The organism is Rhizobium sp. WCS2018Hpa-16, assembly GCF_031843705.1.
GTDB classification, from domain to species: Bacteria; Pseudomonadota; Alphaproteobacteria; order Rhizobiales; family Rhizobiaceae; genus Agrobacterium; species Agrobacterium tumefaciens_C.
Genome location: NZ_JAVTIX010000002.1, coordinates 329,447 through 347,209, shown reverse-complemented (window position 1 = coordinate 347,209; position 17,763 = coordinate 329,447). Strand labels below are relative to the sequence as shown.

Genomic DNA, 17,763 nt, shown 5'->3' with positions numbered 1-17,763 from the left:
CGTGGGTCGCCCCTGCTCCACAATGAGCGCTCGGAATTCTGACAATGACAATGGCTGTAGAGAAAATCACTGACGCGACAGCGCCACACGCACAGGCTATGGGAAGTTCAGCTCCCATCCTCGAAATGCGCGGCATCAGCCAGATATTCCCCGGCGTCAAAGCACTCGATGGCGTCAATATCCGGCTCTATCCCGGCAAGGTCACAGCTCTGATCGGTGAAAACGGCGCGGGGAAATCGACGCTGGTTAAAATCCTCACCGGCATTTATCGCCCCAATGAAGGTGAAATTCTGCTGGATGGCCAGCCGGTGACGTTTCAAAGCGCGCAGGATGCCATCGATGCGGGTGTGACTGCCATCCATCAGGAAACCGTGCTGTTTGACGAGCTATCCGTGGGGGAAAACATCTTTCTCGGCCATGCTCCTAGGGGTCGCTTCGGCCTGATGGACTGGAAAACCATCAACGACAAATCCCGCGCGCTGCTGGAGCGGCTGGAAAGCAAGATCGATCCCACCATCCGGCTGAAAGACCTGTCCATCGCGCAGCGCCATCTGGTGGCGATTGCGCGGGCGCTGTCTGTCGAGGCCCGCATCGTCATCATGGACGAGCCGACGGCCGCACTCTCGCGCAAAGAGATCGATGATCTGTTCCGCATTGTCGAGAACCTGAAGGGACAGGGCAAGGCGATCCTGTTCATCAGCCACAAATTCGATGAGGTCTATGAGATCGCCGAGAGCTACGCCGTTTTCCGCGATGGGAAAATGGTCGGCTCGGGTGATCTGAAAGAAACGCCGCAGGACGAAATCGTGCGGCTGATGGTGGGCCGCGATGTGAAGGATGCTTTTCCCAAGCAGGCCGTCAACATCGGCACGACCACGCTTTCGGTGCAGCGCTACTGCCATGACACCGAATTTCGCGACATTTCCTTTGATCTGCGCAAGGGCGAAATCCTTGGGCTTTATGGCCTGATTGGTGCCGGGCGTTCGGAGCTTTGCCAGTCTTTGTTCGGCATCACCCGTCCCGCATCCGGCACCCTGACCCTTGATGGCCAGCGAATTTCCATCCGCAGCCCGCAAGATGCGATTGCAGCCGGCATCGTCTATGTGCCGGAAGAGCGCGGGCGGCACGGGCTGGCGCTTGATCTGCCGATCTATCAGAACATGTCGCTGCCATCGCTGGCGCGCACATCGCGCAAGGGGTTTCTGGCCGCTGCCAACGAGTTTGCGCTGGCCCGCAAATATGCCTCACGTCTGGATCTGCGCGCTGCCGCACTCTCCGTTCCCGTCGGCACACTCTCGGGCGGCAACCAGCAGAAAGTCGTCATCGGCAAGTGGCTCGCCACCCAGCCCAAAGTCATCATTCTGGATGAGCCCACCAAGGGCATCGATATCGGCTCCAAGGCCGCTGTCCACGGCTTCATCAGCGAGCTTGCCGCCGAAGGACTGTCGATCATCATGATTTCATCCGAACTGCCGGAAATTCTCGGCATGTCGGACCGCGCGATCGTCATGCGCGAGGGCTTGATGGCCGGCATATTCGAACGGACAGATTTTTCAGCCGAAAAGCTGGTGCGTGCTGCCACGGGCAATGCGTGAGAGGACCAACGCCATGAAAAGACTATTGAAAAACCGTGAATGGCTGCTGGCAGGCATCATCATCGCATTGATCGCGGGTTTCTCGATGCGCTCCCCCGGCTTTGAGCGCCCCGGAAATCTCGTCAATATCTTCAACGACACCTCCATCCTCATCATTCTGGCGCTCGGCCAGATGGCGGTGATCCTGACGAAATCCATTGATCTTTCGGTGGCCGCCAACCTTGCCTTTACCGGCATGGCCGTGGCCATGACCAATGCCGCCTTTCCCTCGATACCCCTGCCCTTCCTGATTGCCATGGCAGTTGTGATCGGCGCGTTCTTAGGGTCGATCAACGGCATTCTTGTCTGGTGGCTGGGCCTGCCCTCCATCGTTGTCACGTTGGGAACGCTCACCATCTATCGCGGCATGGCCTTTGTTCTCTCAGGCGGTGCGTGGATCAATGCGCACCAGATGTCACCCACATTTCTCAATGTTCCCCGCACGCCTGTTCTGGGCATGCCTGTTCTCTCCTGGGTCGCTGCTCTCATCATCGCAGGCGCCTGGCTGGTTCTGACCCGCACATCCTTCGGGCGCTCTGCCTATGCATCCGGCGGCAATCCCGGCGCGGCGGTTTATGCGGGCATCGATGTTGGCCGCACGCGGTTTCTGGCCTTTGTTCTCTCAGGCGCGCTAGCGGGGCTTGCAAGCTATCTCTGGGTCTCGCGTTACGCCGTGGCCTATGTGGATATCGCATCCGGCTTTGAACTGGACAGCGTTGCGGCGAACGTCATCGGCGGCATATCGATTGCCGGTGGCATTGGCTCGGTTGCCGGTGCGGTGCTGGGGGCGTTGTTCCTGGGCGTCATCAAAAATGCGCTGCCCGTCATCGGCATCTCGCCCTTCGCGCAAATGGCGATATCAGGCGTCGTCATCGTGCTGGCCGTGGTGTTCAATGCCCGCGCCGAAGCGAAGAAAGGCCGCATCATTCTGCGCGACAGGGCGGCAAGCGATACCGTCAAGGAGGCCAAGGCATGAGCATGACCGCACCGGAGACACAAACGCCGCGCGTCATTCCAGATAAGCTCGGCACGCCGTTCAAGCGCATCATGGCCAGCTGGGAAGTGCTGCTTTTGGGCGTTGCGATCCTGATCTTCATCGTCAACTCCTTCGCATCGCCTTACTTTCTCGATGCCTATAACCTCTCGGACGCCACCTTCAACTTTACCGAAAAGGCGCTGATCGCATTCGCCATGGCGCTTTTGATCATCGCTGGCGAGATCGATCTTTCGGTCGCCGCCATCATCGCGCTCGCCTCCACCGTCATGGGTTATGCGGTGCAGATGGGCGTCGGCACATCGGGCCTTGTGGCGCTTGGCATCGGCACCGGCCTTGCCTGCGGTGCGTTCAATGGTTTTCTTGTCGCGAGGTTGCGGCTGCCCTCCATCGTCGTCACCATCGGCACGATGAGCCTGTTTCGCGGCATTTCCTATCTGGTGCTGGGCGATCAGGCTTTTGGCAAATATCCTGAGGATTTCGCCTTCTTCGGCCAGGGTTACGTCTTCTGGGTCATCTCCTTCGAATTCGTGCTGTTCGTGGTCATGGCCGTCATCTTCGCCATTCTGTTGCACGCCACCAATTTCGGCCGTCAGGTCTTCGTCATCGGCACCAACCCCTTCGCGGCGCGCTTTTCCGGCATTCCCGTGGAACGGGTGAAGTTCATTCTCTTCCTGCTGACGGGCCTCATGAGCGGTATCGCCGCCGTGTGCCTCACCTCGCGTCTCGGTTCCACCCGCCCCTCCATCGCGCAAGGGTGGGAACTGGAAGTGGTGACGATGGTGGTTCTGGGAGGCGTTTCCATTCTGGGCGGTTCCGGCACCATTGGCGGCGTGGTCATTGCCGCCTTCGTCATGGGCCTCGTCACCTTCGGGCTTGGCCTCTTGAACGTGCCGGGCATCGTCATGTCGATCTTCGTCGGCCTGCTCCTCATCATCACCATCGCCATTCCCATCGTCGTGCGCCGCCTGCGGGCCATGAGGTAGACCATGCCAGAGTTTGAAAAACACGCCTTCAAGATGAAGCTCTTTCCGGGCATGGAGGCCGAGTACCGCAAACGCCATGATGAAATCTGGCCGGAACTGGTAACGCTTCTGCATGAGGCGGGCGTCAGCGATTATTCCATCCACCTCGACCCTGAAACCAACATTCTGTTCGGCGTTCTGACCCGCCCGAAAAACCACACCATGGCGGCTCTACCGGACCATCCCGTCATGAAGAAGTGGTGGGCGCATATGGCCGATATCATGGAAAGCAATCCCGACAATTCCCCTGTTGCCCGCGATCTCGTCACGCTGTTTCACCTGCGATGAGCGAGGCAATCCGCAATGTTGCCGTCATCGATATCGGCAAGACCCACGCCAAGCTTATCGTGGTGGATGGCGAGACCGGCGAGGAAATCGCATCACGCCGCATCGCCAACCGGGTCTTGAGCGCCCCGCCCTACCCGCATTACGATATTGAAGCCCTGTGGGCCTTCATCCTTGATGGTCTCTCGGCATTTCGTGAGACACCCGGCTATCAGGCCATTTCCATCACCACCCATGGTGCATCCATGGCGCTCTTGAACGCGCATGGTGACCTTGCTTTGCCGGTTCTGGATTATGAGCATGCATACCCTGAGGATATACAAGCATCCTATGCGACGCTTCGCCCGCCCTTTGCGGAAACATTTTCGCCTGCCCTTCCCATCGGCCTGAATGCCGGGGCGCAACTGCATTATCAGAAGACGGCCTTTCCAAGCACCTTCGAGACCGTGACCGATATCCTCACCTACCCGCAATATTGGGCCTATCGCCTCACCGGCATAAAGGCCAATGAGGCGACATCGCTTGGCTGTCACACCGACATCTGGCAACCGGGCAAGGCAACGTTTTCCAGCCTGCCGGATAAGCTCGGCATTGCCGGATTGCTGGCACCCGTGCGCTCCGCTTTTGATGCTCTTGGTCCGTTGCTGCCGCAGATTGCCGGTGAAATCGGCGTCAACGAGGAAATACCGGTCTATTGCGGTCTGCATGACAGCAATGCATCGCTCCTCCCGCATCTCATGGAACGCAAGGGTCCATTTTCGGTGGTGTCGACAGGCACATGGGTGATCTGCTTCGGCGTTGGTGCGCCGCTGGAAACGCTGGACGCGGCACGCGATACGCTTGTGAATGTCGATGCCTTCGGAAAGCCCGTGCCCTCGGCCCGCTTCATGGGCGGGCGCGAATTCGAGATGTTGACGACGGGCATCTCAGCCCCTGAACCGTCAGAGTTTCAGACCGCGCTCGACAGAGTCCTGAAGGACGACGTGTTTTATTGCCCCAATGCCGTCGAGGGTTCCGGCCCCTTTCCCGGAATGCAGGGGCGCTGGCAGAAGGAACCGCGCAGCCATGCCGAACGCTTCGTTGCCGCCTCGCTCTATGCTGCGATGATGACGGCAAGCTGCCTCTCGCTGATCGGGCTATCCGATACGATCATCGTTGAAGGCCCGTTTGCGCGGAATGTGCAGTATACCGCCGCATTGGCGGCGATAACGGGTGCCGAGCTTCTGGTCAGCGATGGCAACAGCCCATCGGGCACCGCTCTTGGAGCTGCGCTGCTGGCGACGCGGCATGCGCCTCACCAGTCCTATCACAGGGTCGAACCACTCCCGGGTTTGGAAAACTATTATCGGAAATGGCGCGAACTGACTGTTGACGCTTATGCGACAGCCTGAACCAGCGCGTAGCCACCGACTGCCGCTGCACCGGTCAAAACCGTGCCCCAGATGATATCGACAACGCACATTTTCCACGACCAGCCTTTCAGCGTCGACAGGTTGGTCATGTCGTAGGTGCCGTAACCGATGAAGCCCAGGATGGCACCTGCAACAAGTGCAGACTGCCAGTCTCCACCTGATACGGCTGGCATCACGGCGAAATAGACGATACCGGCGATATAGAAGAGATAGAAAATTCCGGCGGCGGCGAAGTTGGGTTTTGCCAGCATCAGCGAGCCGATTTCGCGCCTGTAAAAGCCGATTGCGAGCTTCGACAGCCACAGAAAATCAAAGCCGAAGAAGACGATGGCCGTGCCGATATAAGCGATGAGATAGTCCATCATCCGCCCCCCTTAAATACCCAGAACCGGCTGCAACAGCCGAACCACCCAGCTTTTGAATTTTAGCGGCGCATCGGTTACGGCAAGACAGATGCAATCTTCGCCCTCACCCGCCACGGGTTGATGCATCAAATCCTCATCTGCTTCCTCAAAATCACCGCGACGGAACACGTCATCGCCATCCTTGAAGTAACCGGACAAAACGACCGTCAGCTCCCGCCCGCCATGGGTATGTTCCGGCACCGGCTTTCCGGCCGGTATGCGCAAAAGCCGCACATTGGCTTCCCCATCCCGGGTGCGGATCGGGAAATGATAGGCACCGGGGCCCAGCTGTTTCCATTTCAGCTTGTCCACGTCGCCGCCCGCGTAAGACCGCAGGGGTTCGGGCAGGATGGCGTCATCCATCTTGGGTGCCACGGCTTTAGCGGGTGGCGGCGTCACATTTGCGCTCAACAGCCCGCGTATCTTCTCCCAGTCGGCATCGACACTGCGGTCAGCCGGCTCAATCGCAGTCAGCAACGCGCCACCGGTCATTTCCATGGCTTCAAGCCTTTGGCGGCTCTCAGGGCACAGCGCCAGATGGGTGGAAACCGCAAGGCTCCAGCTCTCACCCAGACTTCCGGATGCGTAATCCATCAGCAGTTCGTCGCTCACTTGATGCCGTACACTCATGTGCGTGACTCCAGAGCTGCACGCAGTTTGGCAAAGGCAAGCCGGATGCGCGATTTGACTGTTCCGATCGGCAGGCCGAGTTGCTCTGCGATGGTGCTGTGGGATGCCTCGTCAAAAAAGGAGCGTTTGAGCAGATCCAGCTGCTCTTTCGGCAGTTGCGCCAGCGCGCGGTGCAGGCGCTGCGCATCCTGAACCTCTTCCAGCTGGGTGTCGGCGGCAGGCGCGTCCTCTTTGAGGAAAGCCGGGTCGTTAATGTCGAATTCCGGGCGCTTGTCCTTGCGGTGCGCATCAATTCTCAGGTTTCGGGCTATTCTGAAAATCCAGGCGGAGACATTGCCCCGCGTCGGGTCGAAAAGGGCGGCCTTGTTCCAGACCGTCATCATGGTTTCCTGCATCAGTTCCTCAGCGGCCTGCGCGTCACGCACCTGCCGTAACATGTAAATCCGCACGCGAGGTCCGTAATAACGAAACAGCACTTCGAACGCTTCCACGCTGCGCTCGGTGGCGACAGCTTTGATAAGGCTCGGACACTGGCTTTCAATATTGTTGGTGGCGATATCATTCATGCGGATCGGCTTCACTCCGCTTCCATGCAGTTTACCCACGCCCGATTTGCTTGCGGGACGACTTATAGTTTGGCACGTGGGGCCTATCAAGGAAACGCTTAATGTCATGAAATCGATTACGCCAGGGGCTGACAACCGGATCACAAACGATAAAAAAATACGCAGGCACCAATCCAGCGGCGTTGAACTGTCGTAATCATCTCAGGATTAACGTGGAACCGGACGATATGGATTTTCAGACAGCAAACAGCAACCGGAAAAAAAGACCGCGCATTGCCGTCATCGGTTCGGGTATTTCAGGCCTTTCCGCCGCGTGGCTGTTGGATAAATCCGCCGATGTGACGCTGTTTGAAGCAGCCGACCGCCTGGGAGGCCACTCCAACACGGTCAGCGTCGAGCTGCCCGGCAAGCCCGCTATTGCAGTCGATACCGGTTTCATCGTCTATAACGTGCTCAACTATCCCAACCTCGTCGCACTCTTCGACCACCTCGGCGTCAAGACCGACGTCTCGGACATGTCGTTTGCCGCTTCGCTGTCTGGCGGGGAACTCGAATACTCCGGCTCTGGCATCAATGGCCTGTTCGGTCAGCGATCCAACATCTTCCGCCCGCGCTTCTGGAGCATGGTGCGAGATGTGCTGCGCTTCTACAAGCAGGCCGGAAAGCTTCTGAATGATCCTTCGCTGCGCGGTGTTAGCCTCGGTGATTATCTCGATAGAGACGGCTATTCTCAAGCTTTCATCGATGACCATCTTTTGCCGATGGGTGCTGCGATCTGGTCGACAACGGCGTCCGACATGCGCGCCTATCCGCTGCATGCCTTCATCCGGTTTTTCGTCAACCACGGGCTTGTGCAACTTTCGGGCCGCCCGCAATGGCGCACGGTCAAAGGTGGCAGCCGCGAATATGTGGCGCGCATCAAGGCGGAATTTTCAGGCACCATTGTTCTCAACAGCCAGATCACATCCGTGCTGCGTGACACGGGTAGCGTGAAGCTGGTGGACCGTTCCGGCAATGTGTCGATCTTCGATGATGTTGTTATCGCAACCCATGCCGATCAGGCGCTTGCCCTTCTGGGTGACGCGGACGCGGATGAGCGGTCCGTTCTGGGCGCCTTCGATTATACCAGCAATCTCGCAGTCCTGCATCAGGATGAAACCTTGATGCCGAAGCGCCGCAGGGTCTGGTCCAGCTGGAACTATATGAGCGAGCCGAACGCAAACGGCACCGAAGAACTTTGCCTCACCTACTGGATGAACAAGCTGCAGGGCATTGATGACGCAACTCCCCTGTTCGTGACCCTCAACCCGTCCCGCGCCATTGACCCGGCAAAGGTGATCCGCAGCATCGATTACGCCCACCCCCTGTTCGATGCCAAAGCCATCGAAGCGCAAAAACTTCTGTGGGGTCTTCAGGGACGCCGCAATACGTGGTTCTGCGGTGCGCATTTCGGCAGCGGCTTCCATGAAGACGGGCTGCAATCCGGCCTTGCCGTTGCCGAGGCACTGGGTGGCATCAAACGTCCATGGAAAGTTGAAAACGAGTCCGGCCGCATCTTCCTGTCGCCCGCAAAGGCGCATGCGCAATGACGCTTCGTTCCGCCATCTATGCCGGACACGTCGTGCACACGCGCCATCGCCCGCATGCCCATTCTATGCGCTACCGCGTTTTCTCGCTGCTGCTCGATCTGGATGAACTTCCGCTGCTCGACAAGGCCTTTCGCTTTTTTGGCTACAATCGCCGCGCCGTGTTCAGCTTCCACGATGGCGACCATGGCGTGGGTGAAACGGGTGGCCTGAAAGACTGGGTTGCCCAGCATCTTGCCGATGCAGAGATCGCATTGCCGATGGATGAATTGCGTGTCGATATGCTATGCTACCCGCGCATATTTGGTTATGTTTTCAATCCGTTGACGGTTTATTTCTGCCACGACCGGAAGGATGAACGCCTCGTTGCCATTCTCTACGAGGTGCGCAACACCTTCCATGAACGTCACACCTATGTCATTCCCACCGAAGGCCACGAGCCGGGCGCCATCCGCCATTCCTGCGCCAAGGAAATGTACGTATCGCCCTTCGTTCCGATGGAATGCACCTATGATTTTCGCATTCAGCCGCCGGATGAAAAGGTGCTGGTCGCCATCAACGAGAAAGATGCGCAAGGCGAGTTGCTGTTTGCCTCCTTTGCCGGAAAACGCAGCCCTTTGACCGACAGGGCGCTCCTGCGGGCGCTTTTGTCCTATCCGCTCATGACCCTGAAAATCATGGGTGCGATCCACTGGGAAGCACTCTTACTCTGGGTTAAAGGCAATCCAATTTATCGACACAAGGCTGCGCGCAGTCGCATCGCCAGCTCCGTCATTCTGGATGGCGGCATTGCGGGCGCAAAAATGGGAGGAATAAAAGATGAGCCACGCTGAACAGGAGACAACTCCCTTTCTCATGCAACACGCACCCCTCTGGCAGCGCATGATCTGCCGCCGTCTAAACACTATCACCCATGGACGCCTGACCGTCATTTTTCCGGGCGGATCCGAATTTGTCTGCAATGGGCGCGAGCCCGGCCCGCATGCGGTCGTTTCCCTCAACAGGGGCCGCGTCGTTCGACGCCTTTTGATGGGCGGCAGCCTCGGCTTCGCCCAGGCTTATATGGACGGTGATTGGGACACGCCAGATATTGCGACCCTGATCGAGGTGGCCATTGCCAACGAGGCAAACTGGATGTCGGTGTCTGAGCCTGCCCGTCTGGTCTCGGCCTTTGCCTATCTGCGCCACCGCCTGCGCCGCAATTCCAAGTCCGGCAGCCGTCGCAACATCTCGTTCCACTATGATCTCGGCAACAGCTTTTATTCTGCCTGGCTGGATGAGACGATGACCTATTCATCGGCTCTTTTCGAAACGCCGGGCCAGAGCCTGGCAGATGCGCAGAACGCCAAATATGACCGTATCGTCGAGCAGTTGAAGATCGGCCCTGATGACCACGTGCTGGAAGTCGGCTGTGGCTGGGGCGGCTTTGCCGAATATGCGATTGCCAAGACCGGCTGCCGGGTCACGGGCCTCACGCTTTCCACCGAACAGGCTGATTTCGCCAGAAAGCGCCTTGCCAAGGCAGGGCTCGCTGACCGCGCCGACATCCGGCTTGAGGACTACCGCGACTGCCAGGGCACGTTCTCGAAAATCGTATCCATCGAAATGTTCGAGGCGGTGGGCGAAGAAAACTGGCCGACCTATTTCCAGCGCCTGCAAGATTTGCTGGCAAAGGGCGGAGAAGCCATGGTGCAGGTTATCACCATCGCCGAGGACCGCTTCGATGAATATCGCAGCAACGCCGATTTCATCCAGACCTACATTTTCCCCGGTGGCATGTTGCCGACGGTGACGGCCTTCCGCAAGGCAGCCGAAAACAAGGGCTTTACCGTTCCTGACATGCTGCGCTTCGGCAAGGACTATGAACACACGCTGATGCTGTGGGACCGCAGCTTCTCTGCCAACTGGCACCGTGTCCAGCCGCTTGGCTTTGACGAACGCTTCCGCCGTATGTGGAGATATTACCTGCATTACTGCGCAGCGGGCTTTAGAACCGACCGCATCGACGTCGTCCAGTTCAAACTGGCGAAGCCCTGAGCAAGCAGACAGGCGCTTTCGACACGCAATTGCCGAGAGCGCAATCACTTCGCGCACAATGAAATTCGCGCCAGCATGGAACCTCACGCAGGCACTCACGTTACGGTGAGTGTCATATGTTTTAGCATCGCAGCCTGTGGAAGCGGTTTTGCCGTCCCGGCTCGATATTACACTGCGGAGAAAGCCATGAACCAGATCATTTACATCGTCGGCCTCGTTGTCATCGTCCTCGCTATCCTGTCGTTTTTCGGCTTCCGTTGATAGCAACTTAACAGTTGTAAAGCGCTAATTTTGCAATTACTCTTTTTGACGGGAACCATGTCGGCGTAGAGGTCGTTGACATGGGCGTTAGGGAGGCGTCCAATGAACAAGATTGTATGGACTAAACCAGTAGAAATCAGCGTAGATAAATCGAGCAAAGACGTCGTTGCGGGTCCCCGTGATGCGCTGGCTCTTTTGACAGAAAACTGGCCACACACGCGCGGGTTGATGTTCGTGCGTGCACGCAGCGCCTGCCGGGCGGCGCTGGACGGTCGCAAAACCCTCGAAGAAGCCCGTCGCTGCTTTGAAGAAGCTGTATCCGAAGCGAGCCTGCGCCCGTCGCACTGACTGCTCGCTTTGACGAGATCTCACACGGAACATCCATAGAAATCTCATCGCAAGAAAATGGCCCCAACCGGGGCCATTTCTTTGTCGTCATCACATCCAGTAAGGCGGGACGCCGTAATAATCATAGACCTTGCGGTCATCGCGTCCTAGGAAGCTTTCATCATCGCGGTTGGCGAATTTAGGACCGTTTTCGATCTGCTCTTTGGTCAAGTCGATGCGGTAGCCATCGAGTTCTTCATCGTAATGCAGCTTTTCCCAAGGGAGCGGATAATAGTCATCACCAATCCCTAGAAAACCGCCGAAGCTGAGGACGGCATAGGCGACGCGACCGCCGCGTTTTTCAAGGATGATGCGCTGGATCGAGCCAATCTTCTTGCTGTCGGCACCGTAGACGCTGGTGCCTTCGACCTTGTCGCTGGCGATGAAGCTCGGCGTGTCCTTGACGTAAGGGTCCTGACCGGCGCGTGGTTCGTGATGTACCATAATGTTTCCTCCTTTGGATTTGCATTCGTTACGAATGGTAAATCCAGCGGCGGAAAAATCGTTCCCGGTTTTCGTATATCAGGCTCTTTGCCGCCCGATGCGGGCCAATAAAATCACGGGAAGAATCCCGATCAGCACGATGGCGAGGGCTGCAATGGATGCCTCCTCATAGGTTCCGCGGGCGGCTTCCCCATAGAGATGCGTGGCGAAGGTCTCGAAATTCAGCGGGCGAAGCAGAAGCGTTGCGGGCAATTCCTTGATGCAATCCACAAACACCAGCAGTGCAGCAGCCGCCATGGCTGCCTTGGATAGAGGCAGATGGACGGCGCAAAATGTTTGCGTCGATGTGCGCCCGAGCGTGCGAGAGGCGTGATCGAAGGATGCCGGAATGCGGCTCAGCCCCGCATCGATACCCCCGCCGGAAATGGTGAGGAAGCGCGCGGTATAAGCAAAGATCAGCGCCCATCCGCTGCCGATCAGCAAAAGCCCGGTGGATATGCCGAACCACTGCTGCATGGTTTGATCAACAAATCGGTCAAAACCACCCAGCGCGATCAGCACACCGATGGCGATAACGGTTCCGGGCGCTGCATAGCCCACGGTTGCCAGGCGGAATGACCAGCGAGAGGTCTTTCCCGGCGCAAGCCGCATCGCATAAGCCACCACCAGCCCTACACCGACCGTCACAAGCGTGGCGGACCCGGCGAAGATAATGGTGTTTGCCGCCTCGGATGCAAAACGTGACGACAGGCCGCTGAACTGAAACCGCTTCCATGCTTCCACGACAAGATAGATGGCCGGGGCAACGAAACCGATCAGGATCGGCAGGGCTCCGAGGCAAAAGGCGAGCCAACCGCGCAGGCCACGAAGACGGGTGGGCGCCAGCACCGTGCTTTTCTGGGCCGAAGCGGAATATCGTTGGCGCCTGCGTGCCCAGCGTTCCATGGCGATCAGCCCGACGACCAGAAGCAGCATGCAGAGCGCAATCTGCGCCGCACCGGGCAGGTCAGACCTCGTCACCCATGTGGTGTAGATGGAAACGGTCAGCGTCCTCACACCCAGAAACTCGGATGCGCCGATGTCGTTCAGTGCCTCCATCAAGGCAAGGCTGACCCCGACTGCGATGGCCGGACGCGCCAGCGGCACCGCAACCCGAAAGAACAGCGCACGTTGCGAGGTGCCCAGCATCCGGGCCGCATCCAGCAGATTTCCGGCCTGCGTCAGGAACATCGCCCGGACGGGAATATAGACGTAGGGGTAAAGCACAAAGCCGAGAAGCACGATGCAGCCGGTCATCGAGCGAATATCGGGAAGGCGAAATTCACGCGGGCTGGAATATCCCAAGAGCCAGCGCACCACACCCTGCACCGGCCCCAACGGGTGAAGAAGATCGAGATAGGCATAGGCCACGATATAGGTTGGCATGGCCAGGGGCAGCAGCAGCGCCCATTCCAGCAGCCGCCGTCCGGGAAAATCATGGGCCGTGACCAGCCATGCGCTGGCCGTGCCCAGCACACCTGCCGTTATGCCAACGCCTAAAAGCAGGATCAGCGTTTCCGGCAGGGCCGTTGCCAAGACGGTATCGCGCAGATGCGGCCACAAACCGTCCGAACCCTGCATCGCTTCGGAAAGCAGCGCCAGAACCGGCACAAGGGCAAGGGCAGCAATGACACAGGAAGCCACCAGCCACCAGAATGCGGAACTGCGCAGTCCAGATCTTGATGCCGTGGCTGTGCTGCTGCTGAAAACCATGCTGACTTTAAGGGTTTAACCGCGAAAATACGGAGCTTCGTAAACAGGCAAGGCGCCCGCTTGCAACGGGCGCCTCAAGTTTCAGAGACCAAAGCCTCTGCTTGTCGTTATTCTCGTCAGCCCTTAGTTGTCGAAGCCGACCTTGTCCACCAGCTGGCTGGCTTCCTTGCGGTGGGAAACGATTTCGGTCAGCGGCTTGTTGTCGATTTTTAGATCACCAAAGGATGCAACGATCTTGTCGAGGGCAGCGCCTTGCTTGACTGGGTATTCGTAATTGGCTTCGGCATAGATCTTCTGGGCTTCATCGGAAACCAGATATTCGAGAAGCTTCACGGCTTCGGCCTTGTTCGGCGCGTTCTTGGCAATGGCTGCGCCTGAGACGTTGACCTGCGTGCCGCCATTCTTGAAGGTCGGCAGAACGACCTTGATGGCCTCGCCCCACTTGACCTGCTCTTCGCCGCCCTTGCCGGAGCGCATCAGCCCGACATAATAGGAGTTGGCGATACCGATATCGCAAATGCCGCCGAGAATATCCTTGGCAACATCGCGGTCGCCGCCGCCAGCCTTGCGGGCCAGATTGTCCTTCACACCGGCAAGCCATTTTTCGGTAGCATCAGCGCCGTAGTGCGCGATGTAATCTGCAAACAGAGCCGTGTTGTAGGGGTGCTGGCCAGCGCGAATGCAGACCTTACCCTTCCACTTGGCGTCGGCAAGATCTTCATAGTTGAAGGAAGCCAGATCAACATCCTTGGAGGCGTAGAGCACGCGGGCGCGCATGGAGAGCGCAAACCAGTTGCCCTTGGCATCGCGAAGCTCGGTGGGAATGGCCTTGGTCAGCACGTCGGATTGCACCGGCTGCGTCACACCTTTTTCAGCCAGATCAACCAGATTGCCCGCATCAACCGTCATCAAAACGTCCGCAGGAGAACTTGCGCCTTCGCTCAAAACCCGTTCAGCCAGACCATCCTTCAGAAAGACCGTGTTGACCGCAACGCCGCTTTCCTTGGTGAAGGCGTCCAGAAGCGGCTGGATCAGCGCCGGTTCGCGCGTTGTATAGATGTTGAGTTCTGCTGCCTGTGCTGCGGCAGTGCCAAATGCCATGGTGCTTGCCAAAAGCGCGATCTTGGTAACGTTGAACGATGTCATCGTCTGTCCTCCCCTTTATCATATTCGAATAGTATCGGGAGTGCATGCACCATACCTGATATTATAAATCAAGTTATCTCAGCCGCATTTTTTCGGTGATTTGCTCACTTTGAGTTGAAGCAGGACCGGATTCTGGTGACAATCCCTGCCATCTTCAACTTCAGGTAAATGTCAGCACAGTCTCGTCAGCAACGGAGAGTTTGACCGTCTCAACATCGAGAGGTGTTCTTTGCATGCTGCGAACGCGCAACTCATGACCAAGTCCCTCCACGCTCACCGACACCTGCTCGATTTCGCCGAGGAAAACACGGGATGTGATGCGCCCTGTAATATCAGCCTCGGAAACCGCCGGGGACAGCGTAATGGCGCTGGGGCGGATATAGGCGAAAGCCTTGCCACCCTCACCAAGGTCTCCCTTGTGGGCAAACTTGCCGACCGGCGTCTCGACATGCCCTTTCCTCACCGTGCCTTCGACCTTGTTGAAGGCGCAGAAAAAGTCTGCCGCATAGCGGCTGACGGGATTGTCGTGCAGGGCATAGCCCGTGCCGACCTGCACGATCCGGCCCTTCTGCATCAGCACCACGCGATCACCGGCCGAAAGCGCCTCTTCCGGATCGTGGGTCACCAGAATGGCAGTCGTTTTCAGCTCTTTCAGCAGGCTGAGCGTTTCGTCGCGCACGCTGTCGCGAAGGCCGCGATCCAGATTGGAGAAGGGCTCGTCCATCAGCAGAATTTCGGGCCTCGGTGCCAGCGCACGCGCCAGTGCCACGCGCTGCTGCTCTCCGCCGGAAAGCGTGTGCGGGTAGCGTTTGGCAAGGTCGGTCAGGCGCACATGCTCGATCATATCCGCAGCCCGCGCCCTTGCCTGCGCTTTCGGTTGCCCCTTCAAACCGAACAGCACATTCTGCTCGACGGTTAGATGCGGAAACAGCGCGTAATCCTGAAAGACGAAACCGATGCGCCGCTTTTCCGGCTCCATGAAAGTGGCGGGGCCTGCAATCTCGGTGCCGTTCATCACAATCAAACCGCTATCGGGTGTTTCCACGCCAGCGATGATGCGCAACAGGGTGGACTTGCCGCAGCCGGAGCGGCCGACCAGACAGATGATCTCGCCCCGCGTCACAGTCAGGCTGATATCATCGAGCACGTCCACATCACTGAAACGCTTTCCGATGGTGCTCAGTTGGAGCGCGGCAATCTCTGGCATGTCATCTCGCATATCCGGTTACACAGGTCTTCATTGGGTTTTGTTGATTGCGCAAATCAGCATTAAAGTCAAAAGCCAATCACAAAGCGCGGGGCGGTGGAGATCGCAAGCGCCGATAGTTGACGTTTACGTTAGAGTTAATTACGCTGATGTGAGTGGATGGTTTTGGAGGCTTCATCTACGATTGCAATCGCTGGTACCCGGTCAGGCTGAGGAGCAGACAGGAGTGACCGCTTAGTATAGGTTGCAAGTGCCAGCATGGGGAGGACGGATATATGAGCGACATGAATTTGAGCCGCCTGGAAACGGGCAATTTGCCACGGCCCTGGCTTGCGTCCTATCCTCAGGGTGTGCCCGCTGAGCTTCCAGATCTCGGTTATGCCTCTCTGGCTGAACTGCTGGAAAAAAGCTGCGAGCGCTTTGCCGATCGCAAGGCATTTTCCAGCATGGGCAAGTCCCTCACCTATCGTCAGCTCGAGGACCAGACCCGCCGCATTGGCGCGTGGCTTCAGCAACTGGGCCTGCAAAAGGGCGACCGCGTTGCCGTGATGATGCCCAACATTCTCCAGAACCCGGTTGCGACCTACGCCATTTTGCGCGCCGGTCTGATTGTCGTGAACGTCAATCCGCTCTACACGCCGCGTGAGCTTGAGCACCAGTTGAAGGATTCGGGCGCCAAGGCGCTGTTCGTGCTGGAAAACTTTGCCCATGTGGTGCAGCAGGCGCTGCCCAAGACCGATGTGAAGCACGTCATTGTCGCCACGATGGGCGATCTGCTCGGGCTGAAAGGCCACATCGTCAATCTGGTGGTGCGCAAGGTCAAGAAAATGGTGCCGGCCTATGCTTTGCCGCAGGCTGTCAGCTACAAGCAGGTTCTGTCGCAATCGCGGCAGATGGACTTGAAGCCCGTCAATCTCGGCCTCGATGACATCGCCTTTCTGCAATACACTGGCGGCACGACGGGCGTATCCAAGGGCGCGGTCCTCACCAATCGCAATCTTCTGGCAAACAAGAGCCAGATTGCGCTGTGGATGGAGCCAGCCTTTGTCAACAGGGCCCGGCCTGAGGTGCTGAACTTCGTCTGCGCCCTGCCGCTCTATCATATCTTCGCCCTGACCGTGAATTCCCTGATGGGCATTGCGCTGGGCGGCCACAATCTGCTGATTGCCAATCCGCGTGATATTCCGGGCTTCGTCAAGGAGCTTTCAGGCTACACGCCACATGTCTTCCCCGGCATCAACACGCTGTTCAACGCGCTTTTGAACAATGAGGATTTCCGCAAGCTCGACCTGACCTCACTGGTTCTGGTCATGGGCGGCGGTATGGCGGTGCAGCGCCCGGTGGCAGAACGCTGGGCGTCCATTACCGGGACCCACATTTGCGAAGGTTACGGCCTGTCGGAAACCTCGCCCGTTGCCACGGTCAATCCGCTCGGCACATCGGATTTCAGCGGCACCATCGGCCTTCCCATGCCCTCCACCGATATTGATATTCGCGATGATGACGGTAAAAGCCTGCCGCTTGGTGAAGTGGGCGAGATCTGCATTCGTGGGCCACAGGTCATGGCCGGTTACTGGCAGCGTGCGGATGAAACCGCGAAGGTCATGACAGCAGACGGCTTCTTCCGCTCCGGCGATATGGGCTTTCTCGATAATCGCGGCTACACCAAGATCGTGGACCGCAAGAAGGACATGATCCTCGTTTCCGGCTTCAACGTCTATCCCAACGAGATCGAAGAGGTTGCAGCAGCCCATCCCGGCGTGCAGGAATGCGCGGCTGTTGGCGTGACGGACGAACATTCCGGCGAGGCGGTGAAGCTTTACGTGGTCAAGAAAGACCCCGCGCTGACTGTTGAGGAGCTGAAGGCATTTTGCGCCATCAGCCTCACCAACTACAAACGGCCCAAGCATATCGAGTTCATTGCAGAGCTGCCAAAGACCAATGTGGGCAAGATCCTTCGCCGTGAACTTCGAAAGCTGGCTAACTGATTGGT

The 17,763-nt window shown here is 57.9% G+C and carries 18 protein-coding genes; 11 read left to right on the top strand and 7 right to left on the bottom strand.

The annotated features are described in order from the left end of the window. Positions 1 to 98 precede the first annotated feature (98 nt). The 5 genes from RQI55_RS07830 to RQI55_RS07810 are packed head-to-tail and all read left to right on the top strand — an operon-like array spanning position 99 to position 5,329. Positions 99 to 1,595, top strand: a complete 1,497-nt coding sequence (locus RQI55_RS07830) for a sugar ABC transporter ATP-binding protein (RefSeq protein WP_243257000.1) — start codon at positions 99 to 101, stop codon at positions 1,593 to 1,595. A gap of 13 nt (positions 1,596 to 1,608) precedes the next feature. Next, the gene (locus tag RQI55_RS07825; RefSeq protein ID WP_243256709.1) at positions 1,609 to 2,610 is read left to right on the top strand and encodes an ABC transporter permease; all 1,002 of its coding nucleotides are present in this window, start codon (positions 1,609 to 1,611) and stop codon (positions 2,608 to 2,610) included. Continuing rightward, positions 2,607 to 3,614, top strand: coding sequence for an ABC transporter permease (locus RQI55_RS07820; RefSeq protein WP_243256710.1), 1,008 nt, complete (start codon positions 2,607 to 2,609; stop codon positions 3,612 to 3,614). Before RQI55_RS07825 ends, RQI55_RS07820 begins: the two co-directional genes overlap by 4 nt. 3 nt (positions 3,615 to 3,617) lie before the next feature. Then, complete coding sequence (gene rhaM / locus RQI55_RS07815) at positions 3,618 to 3,941, top strand: L-rhamnose mutarotase (protein ID WP_243256711.1); 324 nt, start codon at positions 3,618 to 3,620, stop codon at positions 3,939 to 3,941. Further along, positions 3,938 to 5,329, top strand: a complete 1,392-nt coding sequence (locus tag RQI55_RS07810) for an FGGY-family carbohydrate kinase (RefSeq protein WP_311272454.1) — start codon at positions 3,938 to 3,940, stop codon at positions 5,327 to 5,329. Before rhaM ends, RQI55_RS07810 begins: the two co-directional genes overlap by 4 nt. On the opposite strand, the gene RQI55_RS07805 is transcribed toward RQI55_RS07810, so the two are convergent. The 3 genes from RQI55_RS07805 to RQI55_RS07795 are packed head-to-tail and all read right to left on the bottom strand — an operon-like array spanning position 5,314 to position 6,989. Beyond that, a complete protein-coding gene (locus tag RQI55_RS07805; protein WP_042617893.1) occupies positions 5,314 to 5,712 on the bottom strand; it encodes a DUF2177 family protein in 399 nt (132 codons plus the stop codon). The genes RQI55_RS07810 and RQI55_RS07805 overlap by 16 nt on opposite strands. Before the next feature lie 12 nt (positions 5,713 to 5,724). Beyond that, positions 5,725 to 6,384, bottom strand: a complete 660-nt coding sequence (locus RQI55_RS07800) for a ChrR family anti-sigma-E factor (RefSeq protein WP_243256713.1) — start codon at positions 6,382 to 6,384, stop codon at positions 5,725 to 5,727. Beyond that, complete coding sequence (locus tag RQI55_RS07795; protein ID WP_311272453.1) at positions 6,381 to 6,989, bottom strand: sigma-70 family RNA polymerase sigma factor; 609 nt, start codon at positions 6,987 to 6,989, stop codon at positions 6,381 to 6,383. The genes RQI55_RS07800 and RQI55_RS07795 overlap by 4 nt, the downstream gene beginning before the upstream one ends. A 188-nt stretch (positions 6,990 to 7,177) precedes the next feature. On the opposite strand from RQI55_RS07795, the gene RQI55_RS07790 reads away from it, so the two are divergent. The 5 genes from RQI55_RS07790 to RQI55_RS07770 all read left to right on the top strand — a co-directional run bounded on the left by RQI55_RS07790 (position 7,178) and on the right by RQI55_RS07770 (position 11,182). Continuing rightward, a complete protein-coding gene (locus tag RQI55_RS07790) occupies positions 7,178 to 8,539 on the top strand; it encodes an FAD-dependent oxidoreductase (protein WP_311272452.1) in 1,362 nt (453 codons plus the stop codon). Beyond that, positions 8,536 to 9,369 carry a DUF1365 domain-containing protein gene (locus tag RQI55_RS07785; protein WP_243256715.1) on the top strand — a complete coding sequence of 278 codons (834 nt, stop codon included), beginning with the start codon at positions 8,536 to 8,538 and terminating at the stop codon, positions 9,367 to 9,369. Before RQI55_RS07790 ends, RQI55_RS07785 begins: the two co-directional genes overlap by 4 nt. Continuing rightward, positions 9,356 to 10,573, top strand: a complete 1,218-nt coding sequence (locus tag RQI55_RS07780) for a cyclopropane-fatty-acyl-phospholipid synthase family protein (RefSeq protein WP_243256716.1) — start codon at positions 9,356 to 9,358, stop codon at positions 10,571 to 10,573. The genes RQI55_RS07785 and RQI55_RS07780 overlap by 14 nt, the downstream gene beginning before the upstream one ends. Positions 10,574 to 10,648: 75 nt before the next feature. Then, on the top strand, positions 10,649 to 10,834 hold the full coding sequence (locus RQI55_RS07775) for a hypothetical protein (RefSeq protein ID WP_243256717.1): 186 nt from the start codon (positions 10,649 to 10,651) through the stop codon (positions 10,832 to 10,834). Between the two features lie 102 nt (positions 10,835 to 10,936). Beyond that, positions 10,937 to 11,182, top strand: coding sequence for a DUF982 domain-containing protein (locus RQI55_RS07770; RefSeq protein ID WP_243256718.1), 246 nt, complete (start codon positions 10,937 to 10,939; stop codon positions 11,180 to 11,182). 90 nt (positions 11,183 to 11,272) lie between these two features. Here RQI55_RS07770 and RQI55_RS07765 read toward each other — a convergent pair whose 3' ends face one another. The 4 genes from RQI55_RS07765 to RQI55_RS07750 form a co-directional block, all read right to left on the bottom strand. Then, positions 11,273 to 11,665, bottom strand: coding sequence for a PRC-barrel domain-containing protein (locus RQI55_RS07765; RefSeq protein WP_192063329.1), 393 nt, complete (start codon positions 11,663 to 11,665; stop codon positions 11,273 to 11,275). 78 nt (positions 11,666 to 11,743) lie between these two features. Then, entirely contained in the window at positions 11,744 to 13,417 is a 1,674-nt protein-coding gene (locus RQI55_RS07760; protein WP_243256719.1) for an iron ABC transporter permease, read from the bottom strand. Between the two features lie 123 nt (positions 13,418 to 13,540). Continuing rightward, a complete protein-coding gene (locus tag RQI55_RS07755) occupies positions 13,541 to 14,563 on the bottom strand; it encodes a Fe(3+) ABC transporter substrate-binding protein (protein WP_243256720.1) in 1,023 nt (340 codons plus the stop codon). A 160-nt stretch (positions 14,564 to 14,723) separates the two neighbouring features. After that, positions 14,724 to 15,770 (bottom strand): ABC transporter ATP-binding protein, encoded by a 1,047-nt coding sequence (locus tag RQI55_RS07750; protein WP_243256721.1) that lies wholly within the window; start codon positions 15,768 to 15,770, stop codon positions 14,724 to 14,726. 284 nt (positions 15,771 to 16,054) lie between these two features. On the opposite strand from RQI55_RS07750, the gene RQI55_RS07745 reads away from it, so the two are divergent. Beyond that, positions 16,055 to 17,758: a long-chain fatty acid--CoA ligase gene (locus RQI55_RS07745; RefSeq protein WP_243257002.1), complete on the top strand. Its 1,704-nt coding sequence runs from the start codon at positions 16,055 to 16,057 to the stop codon at positions 17,756 to 17,758. The last annotated feature ends 5 nt before the right edge of the window (positions 17,759 to 17,763 follow it).